General features: G+C 68.8%; 29 protein-coding genes and 1 pseudogene. 12 read left to right on the top strand and 18 right to left on the bottom strand.

What is annotated here, in order from left to right; translation table 11 throughout:
- Positions 1 to 3 precede the first annotated feature (3 nt).
- Positions 4 to 1,155, top strand: a complete 1,152-nt coding sequence (locus KV203_RS17280; RefSeq protein ID WP_066474287.1) for an acetyl-CoA C-acetyltransferase — start codon at positions 4 to 6, stop codon at positions 1,153 to 1,155.
- 39 nt (positions 1,156 to 1,194) lie between these two features.
- On the opposite strand, the gene KV203_RS17275 is transcribed toward KV203_RS17280, so the two are convergent.
- Complete coding sequence (locus tag KV203_RS17275; RefSeq protein ID WP_246600203.1) at positions 1,195 to 2,061, bottom strand: oxygenase MpaB family protein; 867 nt, start codon at positions 2,059 to 2,061, stop codon at positions 1,195 to 1,197.
- Between the two features lie 86 nt (positions 2,062 to 2,147).
- Here KV203_RS17275 and KV203_RS17270 point away from each other — a divergent pair, with 86 nt between their 5' ends.
- On the top strand, positions 2,148 to 2,720 hold the full coding sequence (locus tag KV203_RS17270) for a TetR/AcrR family transcriptional regulator (protein WP_217996015.1): 573 nt from the start codon (positions 2,148 to 2,150) through the stop codon (positions 2,718 to 2,720).
- Here KV203_RS17270 and KV203_RS17265 read toward each other — a convergent pair whose 3' ends face one another.
- From KV203_RS17265 to KV203_RS17250, 5 genes and pseudogenes are all read right to left on the bottom strand, one after another.
- Positions 2,721 to 3,392, bottom strand: coding sequence for an NAD(P)H-binding protein (locus KV203_RS17265; protein WP_246600202.1), 672 nt, complete (start codon positions 3,390 to 3,392; stop codon positions 2,721 to 2,723).
- Between the two features lie 5 nt (positions 3,393 to 3,397).
- The gene (locus KV203_RS17260) at positions 3,398 to 3,916 is read right to left on the bottom strand and encodes a hypothetical protein (RefSeq protein WP_066474282.1); all 519 of its coding nucleotides are present in this window, start codon (positions 3,914 to 3,916) and stop codon (positions 3,398 to 3,400) included.
- 12 nt (positions 3,917 to 3,928) lie between these two features.
- Positions 3,929 to 4,141: pseudogene (locus KV203_RS20160) on the bottom strand (hypothetical protein); the annotation flags it as partial.
- Positions 4,042 to 4,395, bottom strand: a complete 354-nt coding sequence (locus tag KV203_RS17255) for a PIN domain-containing protein (protein ID WP_066474280.1) — start codon at positions 4,393 to 4,395, stop codon at positions 4,042 to 4,044. The pseudogene KV203_RS20160 and the gene KV203_RS17255, both read right to left, overlap by 100 nt.
- Positions 4,392 to 4,802, bottom strand: coding sequence for a helix-turn-helix domain-containing protein (locus KV203_RS17250; protein ID WP_066474277.1), 411 nt, complete (start codon positions 4,800 to 4,802; stop codon positions 4,392 to 4,394). The genes KV203_RS17255 and KV203_RS17250 overlap by 4 nt, the downstream gene beginning before the upstream one ends.
- A 195-nt stretch (positions 4,803 to 4,997) precedes the next feature.
- Between KV203_RS17250 and KV203_RS17245 the strand changes: the two genes are divergently transcribed.
- Positions 4,998 to 5,399, top strand: a complete 402-nt coding sequence (locus KV203_RS17245) for a RidA family protein (protein ID WP_066474276.1) — start codon at positions 4,998 to 5,000, stop codon at positions 5,397 to 5,399.
- Positions 5,400 to 5,450: 51 nt separating this feature from the next.
- Here the strand turns inward: KV203_RS17245 and KV203_RS17240 are convergent, their stop codons facing one another.
- From KV203_RS17240 to KV203_RS17225, 4 genes are read right to left on the bottom strand one after another with little or no spacing between them, the layout of a single operon-like run.
- Positions 5,451 to 6,515: an NAD(P)H-dependent flavin oxidoreductase gene (locus tag KV203_RS17240; RefSeq protein ID WP_066474275.1), complete on the bottom strand. Its 1,065-nt coding sequence runs from the start codon at positions 6,513 to 6,515 to the stop codon at positions 5,451 to 5,453.
- On the bottom strand, positions 6,512 to 7,279 hold the full coding sequence (locus KV203_RS17235) for a CoA-transferase subunit beta (RefSeq protein WP_066474274.1): 768 nt from the start codon (positions 7,277 to 7,279) through the stop codon (positions 6,512 to 6,514). The genes KV203_RS17240 and KV203_RS17235 overlap by 4 nt, the downstream gene beginning before the upstream one ends.
- Positions 7,272 to 8,156 carry a CoA transferase subunit A gene (locus KV203_RS17230; RefSeq protein ID WP_083530308.1) on the bottom strand — a complete coding sequence of 295 codons (885 nt, stop codon included), beginning with the start codon at positions 8,154 to 8,156 and terminating at the stop codon, positions 7,272 to 7,274. Before KV203_RS17230 ends, KV203_RS17235 begins: the two co-directional genes overlap by 8 nt.
- Before the next feature lie 4 nt (positions 8,157 to 8,160).
- Positions 8,161 to 8,928, bottom strand: a complete 768-nt coding sequence (locus tag KV203_RS17225; RefSeq protein ID WP_066474268.1) for an enoyl-CoA hydratase family protein — start codon at positions 8,926 to 8,928, stop codon at positions 8,161 to 8,163.
- Positions 8,929 to 8,981: 53 nt separating this feature from the next.
- On the opposite strand from KV203_RS17225, the gene KV203_RS17220 reads away from it, so the two are divergent.
- From KV203_RS17220 to KV203_RS17205, 4 genes are all read left to right on the top strand, one after another.
- Positions 8,982 to 9,800, top strand: a complete 819-nt coding sequence (locus tag KV203_RS17220) for an SDR family oxidoreductase (RefSeq protein WP_373279259.1) — start codon at positions 8,982 to 8,984, stop codon at positions 9,798 to 9,800.
- Positions 9,801 to 9,804: 4 nt separating this feature from the next.
- On the top strand, positions 9,805 to 10,716 hold the full coding sequence (locus tag KV203_RS17215) for an SDR family oxidoreductase (RefSeq protein WP_066474267.1): 912 nt from the start codon (positions 9,805 to 9,807) through the stop codon (positions 10,714 to 10,716).
- Positions 10,717 to 10,842: 126 nt separating this feature from the next.
- A complete protein-coding gene (locus tag KV203_RS17210; RefSeq protein WP_066474263.1) occupies positions 10,843 to 11,355 on the top strand; it encodes an ImmA/IrrE family metallo-endopeptidase in 513 nt (170 codons plus the stop codon).
- On the top strand, positions 11,352 to 12,341 hold the full coding sequence (locus tag KV203_RS17205; protein ID WP_066474261.1) for a hypothetical protein: 990 nt from the start codon (positions 11,352 to 11,354) through the stop codon (positions 12,339 to 12,341). Before KV203_RS17210 ends, KV203_RS17205 begins: the two co-directional genes overlap by 4 nt.
- Positions 12,342 to 12,350: 9 nt before the next feature.
- Here KV203_RS17205 and KV203_RS17200 read toward each other — a convergent pair whose 3' ends face one another.
- On the bottom strand, positions 12,351 to 12,767 hold the full coding sequence (locus tag KV203_RS17200; protein ID WP_066474259.1) for a helix-turn-helix domain-containing protein: 417 nt from the start codon (positions 12,765 to 12,767) through the stop codon (positions 12,351 to 12,353).
- Between the two features lie 325 nt (positions 12,768 to 13,092).
- Positions 13,093 to 14,211 (bottom strand): steroid 3-ketoacyl-CoA thiolase, encoded by a 1,119-nt coding sequence (locus tag KV203_RS17195; protein WP_066474254.1) that lies wholly within the window; start codon positions 14,209 to 14,211, stop codon positions 13,093 to 13,095.
- Between the two features lie 143 nt (positions 14,212 to 14,354).
- Here KV203_RS17195 and KV203_RS17190 point away from each other — a divergent pair, with 143 nt between their 5' ends.
- The gene (locus KV203_RS17190; RefSeq protein ID WP_066474250.1) at positions 14,355 to 15,593 is read left to right on the top strand and encodes a cytochrome P450; all 1,239 of its coding nucleotides are present in this window, start codon (positions 14,355 to 14,357) and stop codon (positions 15,591 to 15,593) included.
- A gap of 30 nt (positions 15,594 to 15,623) precedes the next feature.
- Here KV203_RS17190 and KV203_RS17185 read toward each other — a convergent pair whose 3' ends face one another.
- Genes KV203_RS17185 through KV203_RS17165 form a run of 5 tightly spaced genes read right to left on the bottom strand, consistent with a single transcriptional unit; the run spans position 15,624 to position 20,126 of the window.
- Positions 15,624 to 16,049: a nuclear transport factor 2 family protein gene (locus tag KV203_RS17185; protein WP_066474247.1), complete on the bottom strand. Its 426-nt coding sequence runs from the start codon at positions 16,047 to 16,049 to the stop codon at positions 15,624 to 15,626.
- Positions 16,046 to 16,918, bottom strand: coding sequence for a TIGR03619 family F420-dependent LLM class oxidoreductase (locus tag KV203_RS17180; RefSeq protein WP_066474244.1), 873 nt, complete (start codon positions 16,916 to 16,918; stop codon positions 16,046 to 16,048). Before KV203_RS17180 ends, KV203_RS17185 begins: the two co-directional genes overlap by 4 nt.
- Before the next feature lie 9 nt (positions 16,919 to 16,927).
- A complete protein-coding gene (locus KV203_RS17175) occupies positions 16,928 to 18,100 on the bottom strand; it encodes a thiolase domain-containing protein (protein WP_066474243.1) in 1,173 nt (390 codons plus the stop codon).
- Entirely contained in the window at positions 18,097 to 19,119 is a 1,023-nt protein-coding gene (locus tag KV203_RS17170; protein WP_066474241.1) for a thiolase domain-containing protein, read from the bottom strand. Before KV203_RS17170 ends, KV203_RS17175 begins: the two co-directional genes overlap by 4 nt.
- 8 nt (positions 19,120 to 19,127) lie before the next feature.
- The gene (locus tag KV203_RS17165) at positions 19,128 to 20,126 is read right to left on the bottom strand and encodes a Zn-ribbon domain-containing OB-fold protein (RefSeq protein WP_066474239.1); all 999 of its coding nucleotides are present in this window, start codon (positions 20,124 to 20,126) and stop codon (positions 19,128 to 19,130) included.
- A 73-nt stretch (positions 20,127 to 20,199) separates the two neighbouring features.
- On the opposite strand from KV203_RS17165, the gene KV203_RS17160 reads away from it, so the two are divergent.
- Together KV203_RS17160 and KV203_RS17155 are read left to right on the top strand one after the other, a co-directional pair.
- On the top strand, positions 20,200 to 21,237 hold the full coding sequence (locus tag KV203_RS17160) for an LLM class F420-dependent oxidoreductase (RefSeq protein WP_066474237.1): 1,038 nt from the start codon (positions 20,200 to 20,202) through the stop codon (positions 21,235 to 21,237).
- Positions 21,238 to 21,258: 21 nt separating this feature from the next.
- Positions 21,259 to 22,815 (top strand): acyl-CoA synthetase, encoded by a 1,557-nt coding sequence (locus tag KV203_RS17155; RefSeq protein WP_066474235.1) that lies wholly within the window; start codon positions 21,259 to 21,261, stop codon positions 22,813 to 22,815.
- An 11-nt stretch (positions 22,816 to 22,826) separates the two neighbouring features.
- Here the strand turns inward: KV203_RS17155 and KV203_RS17150 are convergent, their stop codons facing one another.
- Entirely contained in the window at positions 22,827 to 23,618 is a 792-nt protein-coding gene (locus KV203_RS17150) for a crotonase/enoyl-CoA hydratase family protein (RefSeq protein WP_066474231.1), read from the bottom strand.
- A gap of 61 nt (positions 23,619 to 23,679) precedes the next feature.
- Between KV203_RS17150 and KV203_RS17145 the strand changes: the two genes are divergently transcribed.
- Both KV203_RS17145 and KV203_RS17140 read left to right on the top strand, forming a co-directional pair.
- The gene (locus KV203_RS17145; RefSeq protein WP_066474228.1) at positions 23,680 to 25,329 is read left to right on the top strand and encodes an acyl-CoA synthetase; all 1,650 of its coding nucleotides are present in this window, start codon (positions 23,680 to 23,682) and stop codon (positions 25,327 to 25,329) included.
- Complete coding sequence (locus tag KV203_RS17140; protein ID WP_066474227.1) at positions 25,329 to 26,444, top strand: NAD(P)H-dependent flavin oxidoreductase; 1,116 nt, start codon at positions 25,329 to 25,331, stop codon at positions 26,442 to 26,444. The genes KV203_RS17145 and KV203_RS17140 overlap by 1 nt, the downstream gene beginning before the upstream one ends.
- Positions 26,445 to 26,496 lie beyond the last annotated feature (52 nt).

Genomic DNA, 26,496 nt, shown 5'->3' with positions numbered 1-26,496 from the left:
TACATGCCCGAGGCCTACGTCATCGATTCCGTCCGCACCGCAATCGGCAAACGCGGGGGAGCGCTGTCCGGGGTGCACCCGGCCGACCTGGGCGCAGCGGTGTTGCAGGGCCTGCTGAACCGGGTGGATATCGATCCGGCCGAGGTCGACGATGTCATCTTCGGCTGTGTCGACGCGATCGGCCCGCAGGCCGGCAACATCGCCCGCACCGCGTGGCTCACCGCCGGCTACCCGGAGGAGGTGCCCGGCGTCACCGTCGACCGGCAATGCGGCTCCAGCCAGCAGGCACTGCATTTCGGTGCGCAGGCGATCATGAGCGAGACCGCCGACTTCATCGTGGCGGGCGGCGTGCAGAACATGAGCGCGATCCCGATCTCGGCGGCGATGCTGGCCGGCCGGGAGTACGGCTTCGAGACCCCGTTCGGCGATTCGCCCGGATGGCGGGAACGCTATGGCGAACAGGAGATCTCGCAGTTCCACGGCGCCGAACTGATCGCCGGCAAATGGGACATCTCGCGGCTGGATATGGAGGAGTGGGCGCTGCGCAGCCACACCCGGGCCCGGCAGGCGATCGCCGACGGCACCTTCTCCGCCGAGATCGTCGGAGTCGGCGACGTCCTGGTCGACGAGGGGCCGCGCGAGACCAGCCTGGAGAAGATGGCCGGGCTGAAGACCCTGGTCGACGGCGGCCGGCTGACGGCGGCGGTGGCCAGCCAGATCTCCGACGGCGCCAGCGCGACCCTGCTCGCCTCGGCGGACGCGGTGCAGCGGCACGGGCTCACCCCGCGCGCCCGGATCCATCACCTCAGCGCCCGCGGCGCCGACCCCGTCTTCATGCTCACCGGGCCGATCCCGGCGACGCGGTACGCGCTGGCCAAGACCGGCCTGAGCATCGACGACATCGACGTGATCGAGATCAACGAGGCGTTCGCGCCGGTGGTGCTGGCCTGGCTGAAGGAGGTCGGGGCCGACCCGGACCGGGTGAACGTGCACGGCGGGGCGATCGCACTCGGTCACCCGCTCGGCGCCACCGGCACCAAGCTCTTCGCCACCCTGCTGAACGAACTGGAACGGCGCAACGGCCGCTACGGGCTGCTCACCATCTGTGAAGGTGGCGGTACCGCGAACGCGACGATCATCGAGCGGCTGGGCTGAACCGGTACCGCCGGCCCGACGGGCACGGGCGCGGAACGTTTACACCAACGGGCGACGGAGCAGTCGGCGCGCGCGCAGGTCGGTCAGCGCCGCGGTGAACGCAGCGTTGCGCACCGCGCGGGGCTCCCGGCGGGCCCGCGCTCCGGCTTTCGCGAGCACCGTGTCGAAATGCTGCTGATCCGAATCACTCCACTCCACCTGCAGTGCCGCGCGGAACTCCGGTGGCAGAAAGCCGATGGTCAGGGTCCGGGCCTGCCGCCGGCCGGTGCGTTGCCACGAAGGCAGGAACTCCCGATTCATCAGCCGATGAAAATAGTCGCGGATGGTGTCGTCGATGCTCACCCGCTCCAGGCCGTCCTGCCAATACCGCGCGAACGCTGCGGTATCGGCGGGCCACTGGTCGGGGCGCATCTGCAGGGTGGTGCCCAGCCGGGCGCAGTACCGGTACAGCGGTTCGCGATGGGCGGCGGGGATCGGGCCGTGCATCCGCTCGTTGACATCGACTGTGCCGTAGTACAAACAGGCGGCGACCCAGAGCTGCAGGTCGCGCGAAAAGGCGTTGTACGCGACGGGGCTGTCCGGCCCGGACCGCACCTGCCGATGCTGCCCGTTCACCGCCTGGCGGTAGGCCGCTCGCTCGGACTCGGTGCCGAGCAGGGCCACCGCCAGGTAGGTCGTCGTGGTGCGCAGTCGCTTCCACGGGTGGTACATGATGCTGCCCGAGGTGACCTTGCTCTCGTACACCCCGTAGCCGATCTCCGGCCAGGACAGCTGCATGATCGAATTGGCGGTGCCGGCAAACAGGATGGCCCGGTTGTCGAGATAGTCGCGAATGTCGAAAGCGCCGGCTCCGCCATCGAGCCGGCGTCGGTCGGTGTTCGCCCGCACTGCCGGCATCGCGTTCATCACCCCACGGTAAGATGTACAACGGGTGTAGTCAATTAGAACTGGTGGGTATGCCGACGCGCAGCAGATCATGGGCCGGTACCACGATGGCCGAGCGCCGAGCCGGGCGGCGGGAGCAACTCCTTGCTGCGGCACACGAACTGCTGGCCGATGGCGGCGGGGCGGCCGTCTCGGTGCGCGCAGTCTGTCGGGCGGCGTCGCTCACCGAGCGGTACTTCTACGAGAACTTCACCAACCGAGACGAATTGGTCGCGGCAGTATTCGCTGCGGTCGAGCGCGAGGTGGACGCCACCGTCCAGGCCGCCGTGGCCGCGGCGCCGCCCGCGGCCGTGGCTGCCGCTGCGGTGGACGCCGTGGTCGGCCTCACCATCGACCAGCCGGACAAGGGCCGCATCCTGTTTCTCGCGCCGATGACCGAGCCCGGCCTGTACGTCCATGTGGAGCGCGTCGGCCGCACTCTGACCGAACGGATCACCGCGCAGCTGCCATCCGGGTCGTCGGCCGAGCATCGGGCACTGGTCGCGACCAGCCTGGCCGGCGCGCTATCGCACCTGTTCCACGAGTATGTCGCCGGGCGACTGGAGGTAGGCCGGGACGCGTTCGTCGCGCACTGCGTGCAGCTGTTACACGCCCTGGGCGGCTTGCCGGAACCCGGATAGCTATCGGCCCGCGGCGTACCGGCCGGCAAGGTCGGCGATCCGCCGGTTGTCGACGACGACCTCCGGCGAACCGTGCTGCGCGACTTCCAGCATCGCCTGGCCGAGTTGCTCGGTGGTGACCACCAGGTTCGAGGTGCGTTGCAGCACAGCGAATATCGGGCCCGCGGCCGCGTAGCCGAGCCGGTACCAGCGGGTCTTCGACTCGATCCCGTTCAGCGGACGGATCACTCCCGGCCGGAACAGGTAGGTCTGCAGTGGCAGGGCGCGCACCGCGTCCTCGGTCTCGCCCTTGACCCGCGCCCACATCTGCCGGCCGTCGGTGTCGGTCCCGGCGCCGGACACGTAGACGAAGGTGCTGCCCGGGTTCAGCTCCGCGATCGGTCGGGCTGCCGCCAGCGTCAGGTCGTAGGTGGTGTGCCGGTAGTCTGGCTCACTCATCCCGACCGAGGAGACGCCGAGACAGAAGAAGCAGGCGTCGTAGCCGGCGAGGCGGTCGCGTACCGGCGTCAGATCAGCCAGATCGGCGTGGATCAGTTCGGTCAGCTTCGGGTCACGTTGCGGGAGCCGGCTGCGGCCGACCGCCAACACCTCGGTCACCGCGTCGTCGCGCAGGCACTCACGCAGGACGCCCTGGCCCACCATCCCGGTGCCGCCGAACAGGATCACCTTCACAGCGCTCAGCCTACGGGCCGTTCTCCGATGATCTCGAGCGCTGGCGGCATCCTGGGGCCGAGCCCCCAGACCCGCCAGCTCCCGTCGTCGAGCCGGAGGAGCGTGATGAACGTCGCCGCCGTGACGAACGCTTGGAAGACGCGCGAGGACTGCGCGACCTGCGGGACGAACCGCATGAAGGCGATGCGGTCGGGAGCGTCGACAGCCGGGATGACCTTCGAGGCCAAGGACCGCCGTTCGACATGGTCGATCGCCCACCGGTAGTCGCCCCAAGCCGCGGGAGCGTACGTCAGTGCCCGCGCCGCGGCGAGATCGCCGAGAAGCCCGGAGTACCAGAGGACGGCCACTTGCGCCGGGTTGGTCAGGTCCCCGGGCTCGCCCATCGCCCGAGCAGCCGCCTCTTCGTCGGACCGGACCATCGCGGGCACCGGGCTGACCGAGCCCGGGGGCTCGCGCAGGGCGTCGGCGGCGAGGTTTGCGAATATGGACACCGTCGGGGTGAGGTGGGCCAGCCAGCCGCCCACGGTCTCGGGCGGATTGCGGAGATCTCGGACTCCAGTCTCCAGGGCACTCAGGACGTCGTCGGGCCACTCGTACAGCAGCCGAAGCAGGAATAGATCCGGGTGGACGGCCTCGACCCCGTGCGGCTCTACGGCTTCTGCGGGAAATCCTTCAGGTTGAACGTGACCAGGGCGTCTGCGTTCTCGTGCACCGCGGCGGCGAGGACGTGTCGGTCCTTTGGGTGGCACAGCATCCGGTCGATCAGGCCGTCAAACCCGTCGACGAGCGCTTCCGCGCCGAACGCGGAGCGCATGTTTGCGACCCGGCGTTTGGCCCGCGCCGGCTCTACGCCGATCTTGGGTAGGTTGCGCTCGACTTCGTCGAGGATCTCCTCCGACCACAGCGGCTGGAAGAGGCCGGCCTCGGCGATCCACAGCAGCGTCGACGCGAGGCGGATCGGGACCAGCGTGCAGGCGTCGAGGACGGCGGCTGGAGGCGTCACCGGGTGCTGATCACTCGGTCGGCGTCGCCCTCCGAGACGTCTTGTGCGAGCTCGCGCAGCGCGGCGCGGCGGCGCGGTCGCGCGGCGACACGGTAGCGCTCCAGCTCTGAGGCCGCGATTCTGCGGTGGACTCCCCCGCCCTCTTCGGCGAGTTCGCCCCGGTCGATCAGCCGCACCACGGTCATCCTGCTGACGCCGAGCAGCTCGGCGGCTTGCTGTGTGCCCACGAACGCATCGGCGGGCAGGACGACCACGCCGCCGCTGGTCTCCAGCACGTCCAGGACACGGAACAGCGCCGTCCGCACCGACTCCGAGACCGCTGCGTCGTCGTCGGTGGAAGCGTTCAACGCGTCGTCGATGGCTGAGCGCAAGCGCTGGGCCTGGTCGTGCGCGATCACTTCGGTCATGGCTCCATAGTAGGCTCAAACACTCAAAACGCACAGCGGCGGACCTGAGAAGGACCTGGCTCCGGGGACGGCGTGGGAGCACCGTACGTCGCGATCAAAACGGCTGGTCGACAACTCACTCGCGGTCATGCTCGCCGTGGAGTGCCTCCGAGTGCCTTGATTTGGCGTGTCGGTGGGACGTGTCATGGTGAGGCCGTGACTTCGATCCAGCGTCTCCGCCCCGAAGGGCTCGTCCGCAGTCCGGCCTTCAGCCACGTCGCGGTGGTTCCGCCCGGCGCGACGACGATCTACATCGGCGGGCAGAACTCGGTCGACGCGGACGGTGTGCTCGTCGGCGGAGATGATGTGGCCGCGCAGTCGGTGCGCGCGCTGGCCAACGCGAAGACCGCGCTGGCATCGGCGGGTGCGACGGTCGGCGACGTAATCCAGTGGACGGTGCTCCTCGTCGAGGGGGCAGACCTCGCGGCGGCGTACGGTGCGATCGCCGCCGATCTTGCGTCCGACGAGCCGCCGTTGGTTACCGCCGCGAGGGTGGCAGGCCTCGGGGTGCCGGGTGCGCTGGTGGAGATCGCCGCGATCGCGGCCGTCATTCGGTGAGGCTCCGGCGAGAGGTAGCCACTCGCGCATTGCAGCCCGGCTACGACGGCGCTACTCGTCGACCAGCCCGCCGATCGCGCCGATCCGAGCCACGGCGTCGTCGACGATCCCGGTGATCAGCTCGGCGCAGGTGGGCAGGTCGTCCAGCATCCCGACCACCTGACCCGACGCGAGCACGCCGGCCTCGGTGTTGCCCTCGACCAGACCGGCGCGCAACAGCATCGGCGTGTTCGCGGCCATCACGACCTGGGACCAGGTGAGGTCCTTGCTTTTCCGCATCGCGAGACCGTCGCGGACCAGCGTGCTCCAGCGCATGCCGGTCAGCTGCTTGAACTTGGTCGCGTTGCGGACCGCGGCGGCCAGCCCGCGCGCCGGGCCGGAATGTTCCAGCGCCTGGACCAGCTCGGTATTCAGCACCCGGTGCGGCATCCCGTCCACCTTGCGCGACACCGTGGTGTCGGTGAGGCCGCGGCGCAGGTACTCCTGCTTCACCGAATCCGGCACCGAACTTTCCCGGGTGAGGAGGAATCTCGTGCCCATGGCGACCCCGGCAGCGCCGTAGGCCAGTGCGGCGGCCAACCCGCGGCCGTCGAAAAACCCGCCGGCGGCGACGACCGGGATGTCCACCGCGTCCAGCACCGACGGCAGCAGCAGCGTGGTGGCCACCGGACCGGTGTGCCCACCGCCTTCGCCGCCCTGCACGATCACCGCGTCGGCACCCCAGGCGGCCACCTTGCGGGCATGCTTGGCCGCGCCGATCGACGGGATCACCACCACGCCTGCTGCTTTCAGCTTGCGGATCAGATCCTCGCGCGGGGCGAGGGCGAACGAGGCGACCTTCACCCGTTCCCTGATCAGCAGGTCGATCCGCTGTTCGGCATCGGCGGCGTCGGCGCGGATGTTCACCCCGAACGGTTTGTCGGTGTGTGCCTTGGTCTTACCGATCGCCGCGACCAACTCCGGATAGGTCATGGTCGCCGACGCCAGAATGCCGAGCCCGCCCGCCTCGGCCGTCGCCGCGACCAGTCCCGGTCCGGCCACCCAGCCCATCCCGGTCTGTACGACCGGGTGTTCGATGCCGACCAGGTCGGTCAGCTGGGTTCGCAGTCGGCTCATCCGCGCACCTCGCGCTCGCGCAACCCCTTGGGGTCGATGACTTCTCGGATCAACCGCAGCTCGTCGGCCGACGGCTCGCGGGTCGGCGGGGCGTCGGCCAGGCCGTCGATCTCGAAACTGGTGTTCTCCGCGACGTCGGCGGCCGTGACTCCCGGGTGCAGGCTGCGCGCGTGCAGGGTGCCGCCCGGCCCGGTGAAGTCGAACACGCCGAGGTTGGACACGACTCGGTGCAGGTGATGGAACCGATAAGCCGGATCGCCGGGTAGCACTCGGTCGTAGCCGACGCCGCAGACGATGTCGACCCGGTCGACGAACACTCGGTTCGAGTGCCGGGGGACGAAATAGCTGGTGGCGTGATTGACCGTGTTTCCCGGGGCGCCGCGGGCACCGAACATCTGCCGGGTCGGGTGCTGCACCGGGCCGAACGCGGACAGGTTCTGATTGCCGTAGCGGTCGAGCTGGTTCGCGCCCATCACCACGTGCCGCCGTCCGTTCGCGAGGAGGTCGAACACCCGGCGGAACGGGATCCAGCCCTCGATCGCGCCGGTCGTACCCAGCGCCGGGGTATCGGCCAGGAACAGTGCCTCACCGTCGGAGATCAGCAGGTCCGGCTCGGTGGTCAGCCGGGCCAGCCGGGCGCCGATCGACGGCAGCGTCGCCATCGGGCTGGCCATGATCTCGCCCGCGCCGGCGAAGATCTCGGCACACGCGATCGCGCAGTATTCGGCACGGCTGATCTCGTCGCCACTCGCCTGATCAGGCACCGTCGCCCTCCTCGAATCGTGCGACCGCCGCCTGATAATCGGCCTCGCTGCCGGCCAGATAGGTGGCCTGGAACGCCGCCCACGTTGCCGGGTCGGTGGCCGATTCGGCGTAGTGCCGCTGGAACTTCTCGTCGCGCGGGTAGTCGGCCGCGCCGAGGGTGAAGTGCGCGCCGCGCGGCGCTTCGACCACCCCGTCCACCATCATCCGGTTGATCAACAGTCGTTGCGGCTCGACCGCGCCCACCAGTTCCTCGGTCGACACGACCCGCTCGGCGGAGAGGAACCGCCGTTCGGCGGCCAGGCAATACAAATCGTCGAAGTACGGGTCGACGCCGGTGTAGGCGGCGTTGCCCCGGGCATCGGCGATATTCAGATGCACCAGCGCTGCATCGAGATTCAGTGCCGGCATGGCGGTCAACGTCTCCGCGACGCCGTCCGGCCCGGGGTAGGGCGAGGTGACCGTGCGGAGTTCGTCACCCCAGAATTCGGGGATGTCCGAGCCGAGTCCGGCCCGAATCGGTAGGAACGGCAGCCGTGCGGCCGCCGCTTCCAGCCCGCATTTGAGCATCCCCTCGTCCATCTCGCGCACCTCGATCGCGCCGGTGGTGCGGGCGTGGGCGAACCACGGGTCGTAGAACGGGGCGGAGTCCAGCGAGACGAAGCCGTAGTAGGCCTTGCGGACCTTGCCGGCCGAGCAGAGCAGGCCGAGGTCCGGCCCACCGTAGGTCACCACGGTGAGGTCGGTGACCTCGGATCGCAGCAGGGCCCGGACCAGCGCCATCGGCTTGCGCCGGGAACCCCAGCCGCCGATCCCGACGGTCATGCCGCTGCGCAGCTCGCCGGCCACCTCGTCCGGGGTCATCCGCTTGTCTGCCACCGGATCAGCCCTTCTCGGCGCGTTGCGCGGCCAGATCGCCGTCGAACCGGTCCCGGATCTCGTCCGCCGCTCCGGACAGGTTGAGCTCGAAGGTGAAGCCTTGTTCGTACCGGTAGCTACGGTGCACGTCCTGCGGGTCGATCCCGTTCAGCGCCTGCTTGGCGGCCCGGATCACCCGACCGTCCTTCGCGGCGATCTGCCCGGCGACCTCGAGCGCCACGGCGTCGAGTTCGGCCCGCGGGACCACCCGGAACACCGAGCCGTAGCGATGCAGCTCGGCGGCGCCGATCGTGGCGGCGGTGTAGAACAACGCCCGCATCAGGTGTTGCGGCACCAGGCGGGCCAGATGGGTCGCGGCGCCGAGCGCGCCCCGGTCCACCTCGGGCAGCCCGAACGTCGCATCGTCGGCGGCAACCACGATATCGGAGTTGCCGACGATGCCGATCCCGCCACCGAGGCAGAAGCCCTGTACCGCAGTCACGACCGGTACCGCGCAGTCGTACACCGCGGAGAACACTTCGGCACAGCCGTGATTGGCGTCGATCAGGCTTTGATGTCCCGGATTGCGCTGGATCTCCTTGATATCCACGCCGGCGCAGAAGCCGCGGTTCGCGGCGCGGATCACCACCACCCGATTGTCCGCGTCCCGTCCGGCGGCGCGGACGGCGTCGGCCAGGTCGAACCAACCCTGGGTGGGGAAGGCGTTGACCGGCGGGTAGTCGATCGTGACGACCGCGATGCCGGGTCCGCCCGCGGCGGTGCTGATCCCCATATGGTTCCCTGCTCTCGATGGCCTACCAAGCGATTGCTTGGTAGGTTAACACGGTGAGCATCTGCCTCGATCTGGACGACGCTGTGGTGCTGGTGACCGGTGGGGCGCGCGGTGTCGGTGCCGGAATCGCTCGGGTGTTCCTGTCCGCGGGGGCGACGGTGCTGGTCTGTGCCCGGCGGCCGCCGGACGTGCCGGTGGCGGTCGGGGAGCGTCGTGCCGGGTTCCTGCCGTGCGATGTCCGCGACCCGGATGCGGTGCGACAGCTGGTCGCCGACATCGTCGACCGGTACGGACGGCTCGACGTGCTGGTGAACAACGCCGGCGGCGCCCCGTTCCGGCTGGCCGCCGATGCCTCCGCGGACTACCACGCCAAGGTGGTCGGGTTGAACCTGCTGGCCCCCCTCTCGGTGGCCCAGGCGGCGAACGCGGTGATGCAGCGGCAGGAGCGGGGCGGGGCGATCGTGATGGTCTCCAGCGTGAGCGGCAGCCGGCCGTCGCCGGGCAGCGCAGCATACGGCGCAGCGAAGGCGGGACTAGACAGCTTGGCCACCTCGTTGGCCGTGGAGTGGGCGCCCAAGGTGCGGGTCAATTCGATCGTGGTCGGTATGGTTCGGACGGAGTCCAGCCACCTGCACTACGGTTCCGAAGCCGGCGTCGACGCCGTCGCGGCGACCGTCCCGATGGGCCGGCTGGCCGACCCGGAAGATGTCGGGAACTGTGCCGCCTTCCTCGCTTCTCCGCTTGCCGGCTACGTCAGCGGCGCGGTGCTGCGAATGCACGGCGGCGGAGAGCGGCCGGCCTTCCTGGCCGCTGCCGACGCGAACACCGAACCTGCTTCGTCAGCCGGTCGGGCCTCAACCAGTCAGGAGTAGATAGATGTCGGATCTTTGCGCGGGCCGGATCGTCGTGATCACCGGCGCCGGCCGCGGGATCGGCCGGGCGCACGCGCTCGCCTTCGCGGCGGCGGGTGCCAAAGTGGTGGTGAACGACCTCGGTGCGGGTCTGGACGGCAGTGCGTCCGGGACGGACCCGGCCGCCGAGGTGGTCGCCGAGATCCGGGCGGCCGGCGGCGAGGCGGTGGTGAACGGCGACGATGTGGCGGACTGGGCCGGCGCGCAGCGACTGATCGCCACGGCGGTGGAGACCTTCGGCGGGCTCGATGTGCTGGTCAACAATGCCGGCTTCCTCCGCGACCGGATGCTCGTGAGCCTCGGTGAGGACGAGTGGGACGCGGTGATCCGGGTACATCTCAAAGGTCACTTCGCGCCGCTGCGGCATGCGGCCGATTACTGGCGGGCGCGATCCAAGGCGGGCGACCCGGTCGATGCCCGGATCGTCAACACCAGCTCCGGCGCGGGTCTGCAGGGCAGCGTAGGCCAGGGCAACTACGCCGCGGCCAAGGCGGGCATCGCGGCGTTGACCTTGAACGCGGCAGCCGAGCTGGCCCGGTACGGCGTCACGGTCAACGCGATCGCGCCGTCGGCTCGTACTCGGATGACCGAGGTCGCGTTCGCCGAGATGATGGCGGCGCCGGCGACCGGATTCGACGCGATGGCGCCGGAGAACGTCTCACCGTTGGTCGTCTGGCTGGGCAGCGCGCAGTCCCGGCAGGTGACCGGCCGGGTATTCGAAGTAGAGGGCGGCCGGATCGCGCTCGCCGAGGGATGGCGGCACGGTGCGCCGGCGGACAAGGGCGCGCGCTGGCTGCCCGACGAGCTGGGTCCGGTCGTCGATCGGTTGATCGACCAGGCTCGTCCGGCCGAGCCGGTGTACGGCGCGTCCGGATAGCAGCGGTAGCACTGGAGCGCCGCGCGACGATGCACCCTTGTAGCCGAGTGACTCGCTGAATGAGGTGTCGCGCGGGTTACAGTGGCTCTTGATCGGGCGAACAGTTCGGCTCAGGTGAGGTAATCGATGAACGAGAGCGGTGAACCGACTGGAACGCGGTCCTACCGACGCGTTGCGGCTGCTGTCGATGCCGTCTGCGCTCTCGCCGCCGACGCCGAATCGGTCAATCTGGAGGAAGTGGTCCAGGCGGTCGCCGCGGAGCGGAAACGGCCGATCGAGATCACCATCGCCGAGCTTGGACCGGGTGTGTGCGGGCAGCGCCGGGCGTATCCGGACCGGGACATCATCGTGCTGGCCGACCGACTGCCCAGCCGGGAGCGCACGCTGGCGCACGAGCTCGGCCATATCGTCTTCAAGCATGAGGGCGTGCCGGCCGCCGACGTCACGCTGGCGGCCAGTCCCGATCTGATCGCGTACATGTTGAGCCAGCGCGCCTACTCGATCGTCGAGGACGGCTGCGACGAGACGGCCGAGTGGGAGGCGGAGACCTTCGCCGGCATGTTGTTGACCCGGTTACGCGTCTTCGACAACCGCGGAACGGGCGTCTCGGTGTTGCGGTTCGACGAGGCTTTGGGGTGAGTTTCTGGTTTACTGCGCTGCTCGTCTGGCTGGCCGCGGGGGCGCGGGTGGGCCGGGTCGTGGTCCGGCCGGCCACCACCGTCCGGATGGCGGTGGTGCTCGCCGTCACGGCGGTCGCGTTGGCGGCAACGGTGGCGATCCCGGAGGTCGCCGACACCCTGGACAGTCTCCGGCCGGCCGGGGTGGGCGCCGGCACCCAGCTTTCCGCCGCGCTCGCCGTGGCCGCCTGGCAGTGCTTCGCGACGGCGACCTCGGTGGTCGCATTCGCCGCTTGGCCGGTGGCCTCGCGGCGCAGTCTGCGCAATGCAGCGCTGGGGATCTATCTGACCGGCCTGCTGTTCGCGATCTGGGTGTTTCTCGGATCCGCGATCCCGGCCTGGGCGATGGTGGCGGCCGGCGCGACCTTCGTGGTGATCACCGGGGTGCGCAACCTGGACTGGACTCCACTCGGCCGCGGTATCGCACTCTATGTCCTCGGCACCGCCGTGGTCGCGGTGCTCGCCGTGCGCCAACTGCAGCGCGACCTGAGCCAGCATGACGGCGTAGCGCAGCGACCGGCTCCGGCAACCTGGTGGTCGGTCGCGGCGCTGCTGATCGCGCTGGGCGCGGTCTGGATCCTGGTCGAGGTCTGGATTCGGGCTCGACTGCTGCTGCACCGACTGGACGGGTTGCATCAGACCCTTACCGAGCGTTTTCCGGAGGTGTTGGCCACTGCCGGTGGGCGCGAGTCGACCACCGTGTTGCGGGCTTCCGATCAGGTCGCGCAGATCATGGACGCGCTCTACCTGCAGTCCGGGATCGAGGTGGTGACCAGCGAGTACCGGGTGCCGCCGCGATCGGTCACCGAGCGGGCCACCCGGGTAGCACGCTGGGCGCGAGACCCACTCAGCGACCTGAGCGTGGACGCGCGCTGGATAGCGCCACCCGACGGTATGTCCGTTCGCCGGTGGGTGGGCGAGATCGCCCGGGCCTACGCTGCACGCTGACCCGGGCGGCTATGCGGTCCCGTCCGGCGGGATCTCCGGCAGCCCCTCGCTCGCCCGTAGTTTCTCGGCCATCGAGGTGAGCAACGCCTGTGACTCGTCGGACAGGTCGAACGCCCGGCTGGACAGCCGGCGCAGGCCGTAACCCTGGAGTTGGGCCAGCAGTTCCAAATCGTGATCGATCTTCGCTGCGTAGATGTCGTTGAAGAAGTAGTCCGGCTTCACCTTGAAGAACTTGGCCAGCGCGGCGACGGTGTCGTCGGATGGGTTGGTGCGTTGCCCGGAGCGCAACTGTGACAGATACGGCTTCGATATCGGGTGGCCCGACTCGGTCAGTGCGGCCGCCACTTCCGCGTTGGTGTGCGGCTTGCGCCCCGGGGGGTGCACCGTTTCGAAAAGTCTGTTCAACCGCGCCGCGAAATCAGCCATGGTGAGCGCCTACGTTCCCTTCGCACCACTTGATTCTCGAATTCGGGGGATTCCCGTCGTCGATATTAGCGGCTCAGTAACTGAAAACCTATCGCCGGGTATGGCATGCTCGCGTGAACTCGGAAACCGCGCGACCGAAAACCCGCTGTTTCCGGCAACTGCGTACTGATCACCAACTCTATCGCCGGGGATCGGAGGTAGATCAAGGAAGTAGGTCCAGTGCGCTGACCTGCAGTTCGGGATTGGTCGCAAAGATCAAATTTGCCAAATCTTTGCCCAGTTACCGGTGAGGAAACTTTCCGAGCGTGCCCAAGTTTTTTGGGGGTCAGATTCGTTCGATAATCGTGGCGGTCGACAGCGCGCCGCCGGCGCACATCGAGATCAACGCCGTGGACCCGTCCCGGCGCTCCAGCTCGTGCAGCGCCGTGGTGAGCAGGCGCGACCCGGTGCTGCCCACCGGATGGCCCAGCGCGATCGCGCCGCCGTTGACATTCACCCGATCCAGCTCCGGCTTGTGCACCGCCGCCCAGGACAGCACGACCGACGCGAAGGCCTCGTTGACCTCGAAGATGTCGATGTCCGACATCGCCATGCCGCTGCGCTCGAGCACCCGTGCGGTGGACTGCACCGGGCCGTCGAGATGGAACTCCGGCTCGGCGCCGACCAGGGCCTGCGCCACGATCCGGGCCCGGGGGCGCAGGCCCAGAGCGCGGGCCCGGGCCTCGTCCATCAACAACACCGCGGCCGCGCCGTCGGAGATCTGCGACGACGTGCCGGCGGTATGCAGGCCCTCGGCCAGCACCGGCCGCAGGCCGGCCAGACCCTCGACCGTGGTGTCCCGCAGACCCTGATCCCGGCTCACCCCGGCGAGCGGCGCGATCTCGCGCTCGAACCGTTGCTCGGCCCAGGCCTGTGCCGCCAGCTGCTGCGACCGGGCGCCGAACTCGTCGAGGTCGCTGCGGCTCAGGCCGCGTCGCCGGGCGATCCGTTCGGCCGCCTCGAACTGGGCCGGCAGGTCGATATCCCAGCCGTCCGGGCGCCGGGGGCCGGCATGATCGCCCACGTTGGCGCCCAACGGCACCCGACTCATCGCTTCGACCCCGCAGGCGATGCCGACCTCGATCGCGTCGGTGGCGATCAACCCGGCGATCAGGTGATTCGCCTGCTGGGCCGAGCCGCACTGGCAGTCGATCGTGGTGACCCCCGCCTGCCAGGGCAGACCGGCGTGCAGCCAGGCCGTTCGGGTGACGTTGTTGGACTGCTCACCCACCTGGGTGACGCACCCGCCGATCACTTGTTCGACCAGATCGGCATCGATCCCGGTCCGTGACACGACAGCGCGCTGGGCCGCGCCGAGCAGCTCGGCCGCGTGCAGCTCGGAAAGCCAGCCGCCGCGCTTGCCGATCGGGGTGCGGACTGCCGCCACGATGACCGGTGCGCCCATGTTTTTCCTCCTCGTTCCGGTCCTCGAATTAGAACACGTTCATCGGACACGGTGACCTGGCACAGCGTTTCTTCCGCTAGGTCTTGGTCCTGTGCTTCAATGTTTGTAGAACGTGTTCCAGTTGTCCGCAGGAGGCGCTGATCGTGGGAGAGCCGAACCTTACCGACGGTTTCGACTTCACCGACCCGGACGTGTACGCGCAGCGCCGGCCGTTCGAAGAGTTCGCCGAGCTACGTCGGACCGCGCCGGTCTGGTGGAACCCGAAGCAGCCCGGGGTCGGCGGATTCGCCGACGACGGCTTCTGGGTGGTGAGCAAACACGCCGAGGTCCGCGAGGTATCGCGGCGCGACAATGTGTTCTCCACGTTCGAGAACACCGCGATTCCGCGTTTCAACGACGACATCACGCGCGAGCAGATCGAGCTGCAGCGGTTCGTGTTGTTGAACAAGGACGCGCCCGATCACACCAAGCTGCGCAAGCTGGTATCGCGGGGATTCACCCCGCGCTCGATCAACAGCCTGCGCGACGAGCTGCAGGAACGCGCCCGCCAGATCGTCGCCGACGCCGGCCGCGAGGGGTGGGGCGATTTCGTCACCCAGATCGCATGTGAACTGCCGCTGCAGGCAATCGCCGAACTGATCGGGGTGCCGCAGGAGGATCGGCAGAAGTTGTTCGGCTGGTCGAACGACATGACCGGCTACGACGACCCCGAGTCGACCGCCGACCCGGTCGTCGCCAGCAGCCAACTGCTCGGCTACGCCTACGAGCTCGCCGAGCAGCGGCGCAAGAACCCGGCCGACGACATCATCACCAAGTTGATCGAGGCCGACGTCGACGGGCACGAGCTCGGCTCCGACGAGTTCGGTTTCTTCGTGATCGTGCTCGCGGTCGCGGGCAACGAGACCACCCGCAATGCGATCACCCAGGGAATGATGGCTTTCCTGGACAATCCGGAGCAGTGGGAGCTGTTCAAGCGGGAACGCCCGAAGACCGCGGCCGACGAGATCATCCGCTGGGCCACCCCGGTCAACTCGTTCCAGCGCACCGCGCTCGCGGACACCGAACTCGCCGGCACGCCGATCGCGAAGGGTCAGCGGGTGCTGATGCTCTACGGATCGGCCAACTTCGACGAAGAAGTGTTCGAGAACCCGATGCAGTTCGACGTTCTCCGCGACCCGAACCCGCACCTGGCCTTCGGCGGGACCGGCGCGCACTACTGTCTCGGTGCCAACCTGGCCCGGCTGGAAATCGATCTGATCTTCAATGCGATCGCCGACCACCTGCCGGATATCAGCAAGGTTGCCCCGGCCCGCCGGTTGCGGTCCGGCTGGCTGAACGGAATCAAAGAATTCCAGGTCGATTATCGTCCGGTCCAGAGCTGACCGTTCGGCCAGAATTTTCTGGCCGAACGGTCAAATGGGGCGGGCGGTCGCCATGGCCCGATCGATTTCCCAGAATGCCCGCAACGATCGAATTCGGCCGTCCGGATCGACGCAATAGGTGAACACGCCCTCGGCATCGATTTGTGTGCCGCCGAGCCGGGTGCGAATGGTGCCGACGAAGGCCGCCTCGTGGCCACCGGCGAAGCTGTCGGTGAGCAGGAATTCGATCGAGTCGGTCGGGGCGATCGCCATGTCCCAGAACGCAGCGATCGCCGCGTGTCCGTGGTGCCCGGTGCCGGCCGGGTCGAAGCCGGACGGCCCGACCGGGTCCTCCACCCAGCCGTCGTCGGCGAACAACGCCAGCCATGCCGCCCGGTCCTTCGCGCGCACGGCCGCCTGTGAGGCCAGCCCGGCGCGCCGAGCCGGATGCTCGGTGGTCCGGTCGGGGCCGGTCATCCGATCGGTGCGAGGTACTCGGCGGCGAACTTGCGGATCGAGTCCTGCTTGGCCGCCAGCTCGCCGTCGAAGCCGATACCATCGGCCAGCCACGGAATCACGATCGAGTCGGTTACTCCGGCCTCGGCCAGTTCGCGATAGCCGTCGGCACCGAACCGATCGATACACACCGCCTGGAACTCGAACGGAAGGTCGGCCCGGCCGTATTCGCTACGCAGCTCGTCGAGCCGCTTCCGGGTGGCGACCAGCTGATCGAAGGTCATCATCGCCGAGGTCCAGCCGTCGCCGATCCGCGCTGCCCGGCGCAGCGCCGGCTCGGTATGCCCGCCGACATAGAACGGCACCCGATGGGCCGGGGCCGGACTCATCTGCAGCCGGTCGAAATCGTAGAACTCGCCATGGTATTCGACCATGCCGCCGTCCAGCACCAACCGGATGATCTCGATCATCTCGTCCACCCGGGCGCCGCGCCGCGCGTAGGGAACCCCGCACCACTCGAACTCCTCCGGAGCCCAGCCGATGCCGACGCCGAACGCGAACCGGCCGCCGGTGAGGTTGGCGACCGAGCCGACCTGCCGGGCGAGCAGCAACGGGTTTCGCGAGCCGAGCTTGAGTACGTTGGTGTAGAAGCCGATTCGGCTGGTCACCGCACCCATCGCGGCAGCGGCGATCAACGGGTCCACCCACGGCGTGTTCGCGTCCCAGAAGCGGGAGCCGTCCGGGGTGTACGGGTAGTCGGCGACAGCCGACTCCATGAAGAACAGCGAGTCGGGCAGGGCGACCGCGGCGAATCCGCATTCCTCTGCAGTCCGGGCCAACTCGGTCAGCTGGTCCAGCGGGTTCATTGCGATGCTCAGGGTGAACTTCATCGCATCTCCTCAGTCGGCGGGGCGGTCTCGACCGACCACCCACATGGAAAAGTACTGTGAGCCACCACCGTAGGCGTGGCCCATCGCGGTGCGCGCGTCTGCCACCTGATGTTCGCCGGCGCGTTGCATCACTTGCATCGCAGACTCCGCGAACCGGATCAGCCCGGACGCGCCGATCGGGTTGGAGCACAGCACGCCGCCGGACATGTTGATCGGGAGCTTTCCGCCGATGGCGGTCTCGCCGGCTTCGGTGAGCTTCCAGCCGGCACCCTCCGCGGTGAAGCCGAGGTTTTCCAGCCACATCGGCTCGAACCAGGAGAACGGGACATAAATTTCGGCACAATCGATCTGGCGCAACGGGTCGTCGATACCGGCGGACCGCCAGAGCGCCGCGGCGGCGTCCCGGCCGGCCTGCGGATTCACCTGGTCGCGCCCGGCGAACGTGGTCGGTTCGGTACGCATCGCGGTGGCGTGGATCCAGGCCACGTGCCGACCGTCCGCTTCGACTACGGCCGCGGCGGCGGCATCGCCGATCACCAAGGCGCACGCGCCGTCCGAGGATGGACAGGTCTCGTCGTAGCGGATCGGGTCCCACAGCATCTGCGATTCTCGCACCGACTCCAGGGTGATGTCCGGCTGCTTGAGGTGGGCATACGGATTGAGTGCGCCGTTGCGCCGATCCTTGACCGCTACCATCGCGCCGATATCCGCCGGCGCGTTCGTCCGGCGGATGTAGGAGCGTACGTGCGGAGCGAAGTAGCCGCCGGCCCCGGCGCCGACCGGCATGGTGAACGGTACCGGGATCGACAACGCCCACATCGCATTCGACTCGGACTGCTTCTCCCAGGCCACGGCGAGTACCCGGCGATGGATGCCGGCCTCGACCAGCGATGCCGCGACACACCCGGTGGAACCGCCGACCGAGCCGGCGGTGTGCACCCGCAGCAGCGGTTTGCCGACCGCACCGAGCGCATCCGCCATCGCCAGCTCGGGCATCATCGCGCCCTCGAAATAGTCCGGCGCCTTACCTACCACCACTGCGTCGATTTCGTCGATGGTCAGCCCGGAGTCGGCCAGCGCCCGATCGATCGCCTCCCGGCACAGCGCGGCCATCGAGACGTCGGTCCGCTTGGCCACATAGTGCGTCTGGCCGGTGCCGAGCACCGCGGCGGGCTGTTTCATCGTCCCTCCAGAACGGCGACCAGGTTCTGTTGTAACGCCGGACCGCTCGTCGCATGCGCGAGGGTCCGGCCGGCGGCACCGGCCATGATCGGGCGGGCCGCTGCCCCGATCCGTTCCAGCCCACCGGCGAACATCGGATTGGCCACCAGCGGACCGCCGGACGGATTGATCGCGACGTCGGCGGGCAATCCCAACGCATCGGCCAACAGGATCTGCTGGTGGCTGAACGGCGCGTGCAGCTCGGCGATCTCGATGCCGGCCACGTCGCCGCCGGTAGCGGCGGTCCCGGCGGCGCGGGCGGACGGCGAGGTGGTGAGGTCGCGGGCGCCGAAGTTGCCCGAGTCGATCCGATGCTCGATCCCGGTGATCCAGGCCGGTCGTTCGCACAGTTCGCGGGCCCGGTCGCCGGCGGCCAGCACGATCGCGGCGGCGCCGTCGGTGATCGGCGCAACGTCGTGCGCCCGGAGCGGATCGGCCAGGTACGGCTGGGTCAGCAACTCCTCGACATCGCCGCCCCGCGCTGCGGCCGCGACCTCGGCCATGGCCCGTTCGGACCAGCAGCCGGCGTCGATCCCGGCGCGCGCCTGCAGCCCGGCGATCGACAGCGAGTCCGGCCAGAGCGGGCCGACCAGGTAGGGGTCGAGCTGCATCGTGAGGACCTGTCGGAGCCGGCCGGCCGAGGACTTGCCGAACCCGTACACCAGCGCGGTCCGTACTTCACCGGTGCGCAGCTTCACCCAGGCTTCGTACAACGCCCAGGCGGCGTCCATTTCGACGTGCGACTCGTTGATCGGCGGCACGGCGCCGATCGCGTCGATCGCCGAGATGAACGAAAACGCCCGGCCGGCGAGGAAATCCGACGATCCCGAACACCAGAACCCGATGTCGGACTTGGTGATCCCCAGTTCGGCGTAGAGCTGCTGAAAGCACGGCACCAACATCTCGACGCCGTTGGTGGTGCCGTCGGTCTGCGGCACGTGCGGTGCGTGGGCGAACCCCACGACGGCGATATCGGTCATCGGTATCCCTACAGATGCTGCGAGTAGGTGTCGTAGTCGGCGTCCGGTTCGCCGGACGGCCGGAAGTGGTCGATGTTCTGCAGGGTGTACCCCCACTCGTCGCGCGGCTTCCACACCGCTTCGACCCGCATGCCCATCCGCACATCGGCCGGATCGCACTCCAGGATGAGATGCAGGAATGCGATGTCGGCGCCGTCCAGCAACACGTAGGCGGCGATGTAGGGGGGTGTGATCCGCTGGCCCAGAAACGGCACGTTGACGATGCAGTAGGTGGTGACGGTGCCCCGGTCGGGCAGCTCCACCTGCTCGGTGGTCGGCCTGCCGTCGGTCGGGTTCGCGCCGCGCGGCGGGATGTAGACCTTGCCCTGCGCGTCCGCCCGGCCGCCGACCAGTCGGCCCTCGGCCAGCCCGCGCAGGTACCAGCTCTCCTGATCCGACGCCGAGTGCCGATAGGCCAGCCGGACCGGGGTGGTCAGCATCGTAATCGGCTCGGGAAGCGCAGCCGGCGAGGCAGATTCGGGCGACGAAGGCGTTGTCGCGGCCGGCCCCTCGCCGGCGCCGAAGCAGGCGATGTCGCCGATCGTTCCGGTCGGTTCGTCGGCCCAGCGGATGTGCACCCGCATTCCGGTCGTCATCTCGTCCGGTCCGCTCACGTCCACCGCGTGCAGCATCGCGGTATCGGCGCCGTCCAGCCGGATCAACGCCCAGGCGAACGGGCGGTCGAACGGCTGTCCGGGCAGTGGTCGGTGGACCCAGGTCCAGGTGGTCACCGTGCCGGTGGCGGCGACCTCCACGAATTCGTCCAGTGGAGCGGCGGTTACCGGGTCGAATTCGGCCGGCGGCACCAACACGCGACCGTCCGCGCCACGCACGCCGACCACCCGGTGGTCGGCGAGGCCGGCGAGGAAACGTCCGATGATCGGCCCGACGGATCGGGTGTAATCGAACTCGACATGCAACGGCGCGCTCAGCGGTTCCGCAACGGCGGAGCTGTTCCCAAGCGTCACGCCGTCGAGTAGAACAGGTTCTAACTCGGCTGGCAAGCAGGACGCCGGCCGGGGCGGCGACGAGGAGATCGTGATGAAACTCGGTTTGCAGCTGGGGTACTGGCCGGCGCAGCCACCGGCGAAGGTGGGCGAGCTGGTCCAGGCCGCGGATCGGTCGGGTTTCGACACGGTGGTCACCGCCGAGTCGTGGGGCTCGGACGCGTTCACCCCGCTGGCCTGGTGGGGATCGGCGACCGAGCGGGTCCGGCTCGGGACGTCGGTGGCGCAGCTGTCCGCCCGGACACCGACCGCGGCCGCGATGGCCGCGCTCACGCTCGATCATCTCAGCGGTGGCCGCGCGATCCTCGGGCTGGGCGTCTCCGGCCCACAGGTGGTCGAGGGCTGGTACGGGCAACCGTTCGGTAAGCCGCTGGCCCGAACCCGGGAGTACGTCCGGGTCGTCCGCTCGGTGCTGGCCCGGACCGGCCCGGTCGTCTCGCCCGGACCGCACTACCCGTTGCCGTACGCCGGACCGGATGCGACCGGTCTGGGCAAGCCGCTCAAAGTGATGACCCACCCGTTGCGGGCCGATCTGCCGATCTGGCTCGGCGCCGAAGGACCGCGCAACGTCGCGCTGACCGCCGAGATCGCCGACGGTTGGCTGGCGATCTACTATTCGCCGCGGCTGGCCCCGATGTACGACGAGTGGCTCGACGAGGGCTTCGCCCGCGAGGGTGCGCGCCGCACCCGGGCGGACTTCGAGATCGCCGCGAGCTGCCAGGTGATCGTGACCGAAGACCGGGCCGGCGAGATTGCCCGGCTGAAGCCGGTGGTCGCGCTCTACGTCGGCGGAATGGGTGCGCCGGAGTTGAACTTTCACGCTCAGGTGTACCGACGGATGGGTTACGAGCGGGAGGTCGCCGAGATCACCGAGCTGTTCCGGTCCGACCGCAAGGCCGATGCCGCCGCGGCGGTGCCGGACGAGATGGTCACCGAGACGATGATCATCGGTGATGCCGAACAGGTGCGGTCGGAGGTCGATCGGTGGGCCGCAGCCGGCGTCACCATGTTGTTGCTGACCGCGCGCAGTGTCGCGCAGGTAACGCAGCTGGCGACCCTTGTCGATTCCTAGAACGCGTTCTAGATTCGAGGGATGACCGAATCGCGGCGCACTGGCCTGTGGCGGATCGCAGCTGACGAACCCGATCGGATCGCGCTGGTCGATCCGTCCGGCACCGAATGGACCTACGCCGAGCTGGCCGGTGCGGCCGACCGATACGCCCGCGGGTTCGCCGAGCGGGGCCTGGTCGCCGGCGACTGTGTGGTGGTGCTGCTGCCCAACTGCGCCGATCTGGTCGCCTGCTACTTCGCAACCTTCGAGAGTGGGTTGTACATCGTCGCGGTGAACTGGCACCTGACCGGCCCGGAGCTCGGCTACATCGTGAGCGACAGCGGGGCAAAGGTATTCGTCGCCGGAGCGCGATTCGCCGAGGCCGCGGTGACCGCTGCCGACATCGCCGGGATCGCCGCAGAAAACCGGTTCGCGGTCGGTGAGATCCCCGGATTCCGCCCGCTGGCCGAGCTGGCCGCCGCCGGCCCGGGCCGTCCGGCGAACCGGACCACCGGGGCGCCCATGCTGTACACCTCGGGCACGACCGGTCGGCCGAAGGGCGTTCGGCGGCCGCTGACCGGGGCGGACCCCGACGATGTTCCGCCGGCGGCCGGTGCCTTCTTCGGCTTGTTCGAGCTGAAACCGTTCGACGATCACGTTCATCTGTGCGGTTCGCCGCTCTATCACACCGCCGTGCTGAACTTCGTGACCATCTCGATTCACCTGGGGCACAAAGTTGTTCTGATGGATGGCTGGGGTCCGGAGCCGATGCTGGAGCTGATCGCCCGGCACCGGGTATCGCACAGCCACATGGTGCCCACCCAGTTCGTTCGGCTCCTCGCCTTGCCGGACGCGGTCCGCGCGGGTTACGACGTCTCGTCGCTGCGGTGCATGATCCACGGCGCGGCGCCGTGCTCCCCGGACGTCAAGCGGCGGATGCTGGAGTGGTGGGGCCCGGTGGTCACCGAGTACTACGCCGCGACCGAAGGCGGCGGCACCGTCATCTCGGGCGAGGAGTGGCTGCGCAAGCCCGGCTCGGTCGGTCGAGCCTGGCCCTGGTCGATCGTGCGGGTGCTCGACGACGCCGGAAACGAACTACCGCCCGGCGAAACCGGTCAGATCTACCTGCAGATGGGCGGATCGTCGTTCGAGTACCACAAGGACAAGGCCAAGACCGAGGCCGCCCGGGTGGGCAACCTGTTCACCCTCGGCGACGTGGGGTACCTCGACGAGGACGGCTACCTCTACCTCTGCGACCGCAAGTCCGACATGATCATCTCGGGTGGGGTGAACATCTACCCGGCCGAGATCGAAGGCGAACTGATCGTCCATCCGGCGGTCGACGACGTCGCGGTATTCGGTGTACCACATGCGGATTGGGGCGAGGAGATCAAGGCGGTGGTGCAGCCTGCGGCGGGGGTGGAACCCGGCGACGAGCTCACCGCGGACATCCTCGCGTTCGCGGCTCGGCGACTGGCGAAGTTCAAGTTGCCGCGCAGTATCGACTACCTGCCGGAGCTGCCGCGCGACCCGAACGGCAAGCTGTACAAGCGCAGGCTGCGCGATCCGTACTGGGCCGATCGGGCCACGGCGATCTGAACCCGCCCGCCTCAGCGGCCGGTGAAGTTGGCCGGCCGCTTTTCGGCGAACGCGCGCGGCCCCTCCTTGGCGTCCGCGGAGGCGAAGACCGCGGCGCCGAGCCGGCCGTCGATGTCGAATGCGTCGTTTTCCGGCATACCCTCGGTGTCGCGGATCGTGCGCAGGATCGCCTGCACGGCCACCGGGCCGTTGGCTGCGATCAGCCCGGCGAGCTCGAGCGCTTTGTCCAACGCCGTGCCGTCCGCAACGACATGACCGATCAGGCCGATCTCCTTGGCCTCGGCGGCGTGCAGATGCCGGCCGGTCAGCAGGATCTCGGCGGCGATCGTGTACGGGATCTGTCGAACCAGGCGCACCGCCGAGCCGCCGAGTGGGAACAGGCCCCACCGTGCCTCGGAGACACCGAACTTCGCCGACTCGCCGGCTACCCGGATGTCGGTGGCCTGCAGGATCTCGGTGCCGCCGGCGATCGCCGGGCCCTCGACTGCGGCGATCAGCGGTTTGGTCAGCCGGCGGCCCTTGAGCAGTGCGTCGATCCGGTTCGGATTCCAGCTGCCGCTGGCGAAGGCGTCGGTGGGATGGTTACGGGTCATCGACTTCAGATCGGCGCCGGCACAGAAGTAGCCGCCCGCGCCGGTCAGGATCGCCACCCGGATATCGGGATCGGCGTCGACCCGGTCCCAGGCCTCGGCCATGATGGCGAGCATCTCGCCGGAGAGCGCGTTGCGCGCCTCGGGCCGGTTCATGGTGACGATCAGCACGTGTTCACGCTGCTCGACGAGGCAATGCGGCTGCTGTGTCATCGGCTCTGCTTCCCTCCGGAGACCCTTGCGGGGGACAGTAACACGTTCTAGTTTGGTAGTCGTGGCCCTGAATATCGCAGACCTCGTCGAGCACGCTGTCGATCTTGTGCCGGAGCGCGTCGCGCTGCTGGACGACGAGCGCGAGATCACCTACGCGCAGATGGACGAGCAAGCCAACCGGCTGGCGCACTACCTGCTGGCGAACGGCGTGGCGCCCGGCGACAAGGTGGGCATCTACTCACGCAACACCATCGAGGCCGTCGTGGCGATGGTGGCCGTGTTCAAGGCGCGCGCGGTGATGGTGAACGTGAACTACCGCTACGTGGAGAACGAGCTGCAGCACATCTTCACCAACTCCGACATGGTCGCGCTGGTCTACGAGCGTCGGTATGCGGACAAGGTGGCGAACGTGGCGCCGCAGTGTCCGCGGCTGCGTACCCTGATCGTGGTCGAAGACGGTACCGACCTCCCCAATGATTCGGTCGAATACGAAGCAGCGCTTGCACAATCGTCGCCCGAGCGGGATTTCGGCGAGCGTAGCCCGGACGACCTCTACATGTTGTACACCGGCGGGACCACCGGCATGCCGAAGGGCGTGATGTGGCGGCAGGAGGACGTCTGGCGGGTGCTCGGCGGCGGAATCAACTTCCTCACCGGCGAGTATGTCGCCGACGAGTGGGATCTGGCCAAGTTGGGTGCGGCCAATCCGGTGATGACCCGCTATCCGATCCCGCCGATGATCCACGGCGGCTCGCAGTGGGCGACCTTCCAGAGCCTGTTCGGCGGCGGCAAGACCCTGATGATGCCGGAGTTCAGCGGCCACGGGGTGCTGGCGAGTGCGGTTCGGCATCAGGTGAACATGCTGTTCATCACCGGCGACGCGATGGCCCGGCCGATCGTCGATGCGCTGGAGGCCGGCGATCCGGTAACCGGTGAGCCGTACGACCTTTCGGTGTTGTACGTGATTGCCAGCAGCGCGGCGCTGTTCTCGCCGACCGTCAAGGACCGGATCTGTGAACTGCTGCCCAACCGGATGATCAGCGACTCGATCGGCTCGTCGGAGACCGGGTTCGGCGGGCTGGGGCTGGTGACCAAGGGCGCCGCGCAGGCGGGCGGTCCGCGGGTCAAGATCGACGCGTCGACGTCGGTGCTCGACGAGGACGGCAATCCGGTGGTGCCGGGCTCCGGGCAGATCGGCGTACTCGCCCGGTCCGGGCACATCCCGATCGGCTACTACAAGGACGAAGCGAAGACCGCGGCAACCTTCAAGGAGTTCAACGGCATCCGGTACTCGATTCCGGGCGACTACGCCCGGGTCGAGGAAGACGGCGCGGTCACCATGCTGGGCAGAGGCTCGGTGAGCATCAACACCGGCGGGGAGAAGGTGTTCCCCGAAGAGGTCGAGGCGGCGCTGAAGGCGCATCCGGCGGTCTTCGACGCGCTGGTGGTCGGCGTCCCGGACGAGCGCTTCGGCGAGCGGGTGGCGGCGGTCGTGCAGCTGCGCGCGGACGCCGCCGCGATCACCGTAGACGAGCTCCGTCCGGTGCTCACCACGCTGATCGCGGCCTACAAGTTGCCGCGCAGTCTGTGGTTCGTTCCGGAGATCAAGCGGTCGCCCGCCGGAAAGGCCGATTACCGTTGGGCCAAGGACCAGACTCGGGAGCGGCCGGCCGACGAGGGCGCCGGTGCCACCGAAACGGTCGTCGGCTGATGCGGACCACGGCGAGCGATCGGCTCGGCATCGAGTACCCGATCTTCGGCTTCACGCCGTCGGAAGATGTTGCGGCGGCGATCAGTCGGGCGGGCGGGCTCGGCGTCCTCGGTTGCGTCCGGTTCAACGATCCGGCCGAGTTGGACCGGGTGTTGTCCTGGATGGACGACAACACCGACGGCAAGCCGTACGGCGTCGACATCGTGATGCCGGCGAAGGTGCCGACCGAGGGTAGTCAGCTCGATCTGGAGTCGATGATCCCGGCCGAGCACCGGGCGTTCGTCGATCGGACGTTGGCCGAGCTCGGCGTGCCACCGTTGGCTGCCGATGCCGAACAGGCGGCCGGGGTACTCGGCTGGCTGCATTCGGTGGCCCGCTCGCATGTGGATGTCGCTTTGCAGCATCGGATCTCGCTGATCGCCAACGCGCTCGGCTCGCCGCCGGTGGATGTGATCGACCGGGCGCACCGCGATCAGGTCCCGGTCGCGGCGTTGGCCGGCGCGGTCGGCCATGCGCGCAGTCATATCGCCGACGGCGTGGACATCGTGATCGCCCAAGGCCACGAGGCGGGTGGGCACACCGGCGAGATCGGTTCGATGGTGCTGGTGCCGGAGATCGTCGACGCGGTCGGGGACGACGGCCTGGTGTTGGCGGCGGGCGGGATCGGCAGCGGCCGGCAGATCGCGGCCGCGCTGGCGCTCGGTGCGTCCGGGGTGTGGATGGGTTCGTACTGGCTGACCACCTCGGAGTATCGGCTCGGCAGTGCCGCGGGCGGGCTGTCCAGCACGCAACGCGCACTGCTTGCGGCCACCTCGGCGGATACCGTGCGCACCCGGATCTACTCCGGCAAGCCGGCCCGGCTGTTGAAGACCAAGTGGACCCAGGCCTGGGCGCAGCCCGACGCGCCGGACCCGCTACCGATGCCGTTGCAGAACATCCTGGTCAGCGAGGCGCACCGGCGGATCGCCGAATCGGCCGACCCGGAGGTGGTGGCGATGCCGGTGGGGCAGATCGTCGGCCGGATGAACGAGGTGCGGCCGGTTGCCGACGTGATGGCGGATCTGGTCGCCGAGTTCGACGCCACGGTCGACCGGATCGGCGCGGTGCGGACGTAGCCGCGCGTGCCGCCGAGAGCAGGATCGGGGTGTGTCGGAGGTGTCGGGCAGA

This window comes from Skermania piniformis, assembly GCF_019285775.1.
GTDB lineage: Bacteria > Actinomycetota > Actinomycetes > Mycobacteriales > Mycobacteriaceae > Skermania > Skermania pinensis.
The sequence above is the reverse complement of the archived record's forward strand: the minus strand, read 5'-3'. Positions and strand labels throughout refer to the sequence as shown.

Bases quoted from the DNA above. Each gene is read 5' to 3' on its own strand.
- KV203_RS17280 (WP_066474287.1), top strand. From the start codon at position 4: ATGCCCGAGGCCTACGTCATCGATTCCGTCCGCACCGCAATCGGCAAA.
- KV203_RS17275 (WP_246600203.1), bottom strand. From the start codon at position 2,061: ATGAACGCGATGCCGGCAGTGCGGGCGAACACCGACCGACGCCGGCTC.
- KV203_RS17270 (WP_217996015.1), top strand. From the start codon at position 2,148: ATGGCCGAGCGCCGAGCCGGGCGGCGGGAGCAACTCCTTGCTGCGGCA.
- KV203_RS17250 (WP_066474277.1), bottom strand. From the start codon at position 4,802: ATGACCGAAGTGATCGCGCACGACCAGGCCCAGCGCTTGCGCTCAGCC.
- KV203_RS17240 (WP_066474275.1), bottom strand. From the start codon at position 6,515: ATGAGCCGACTGCGAACCCAGCTGACCGACCTGGTCGGCATCGAACAC.
- KV203_RS17225 (WP_066474268.1), bottom strand. From the start codon at position 8,928: ATGGGGATCAGCACCGCCGCGGGCGGACCCGGCATCGCGGTCGTCACG.
- KV203_RS17215 (WP_066474267.1), top strand. From the start codon at position 9,805: ATGTCGGATCTTTGCGCGGGCCGGATCGTCGTGATCACCGGCGCCGGC.
- KV203_RS17210 (WP_066474263.1), top strand. From the start codon at position 10,843: ATGAACGAGAGCGGTGAACCGACTGGAACGCGGTCCTACCGACGCGTT.
- KV203_RS17200 (WP_066474259.1), bottom strand. From the start codon at position 12,767: ATGGCTGATTTCGCGGCGCGGTTGAACAGACTTTTCGAAACGGTGCAC.
- KV203_RS17195 (WP_066474254.1), bottom strand. From the start codon at position 14,211: ATGGGCGCACCGGTCATCGTGGCGGCAGTCCGCACCCCGATCGGCAAG.
- KV203_RS17185 (WP_066474247.1), bottom strand. From the start codon at position 16,049: ATGACCGGCCCCGACCGGACCACCGAGCATCCGGCTCGGCGCGCCGGG.
- KV203_RS17180 (WP_066474244.1), bottom strand. From the start codon at position 16,918: ATGAAGTTCACCCTGAGCATCGCAATGAACCCGCTGGACCAGCTGACC.
- KV203_RS17175 (WP_066474243.1), bottom strand. From the start codon at position 18,100: ATGAAACAGCCCGCCGCGGTGCTCGGCACCGGCCAGACGCACTATGTG.
- KV203_RS17170 (WP_066474241.1), bottom strand. From the start codon at position 19,119: ATGACCGATATCGCCGTCGTGGGGTTCGCCCACGCACCGCACGTGCCG.
- KV203_RS17160 (WP_066474237.1), top strand. From the start codon at position 20,200: ATGAAACTCGGTTTGCAGCTGGGGTACTGGCCGGCGCAGCCACCGGCG.
- KV203_RS17155 (WP_066474235.1), top strand. From the start codon at position 21,259: ATGACCGAATCGCGGCGCACTGGCCTGTGGCGGATCGCAGCTGACGAA.
- KV203_RS17150 (WP_066474231.1), bottom strand. From the start codon at position 23,618: ATGACACAGCAGCCGCATTGCCTCGTCGAGCAGCGTGAACACGTGCTG.
- KV203_RS17140 (WP_066474227.1), top strand. From the start codon at position 25,329: ATGCGGACCACGGCGAGCGATCGGCTCGGCATCGAGTACCCGATCTTC.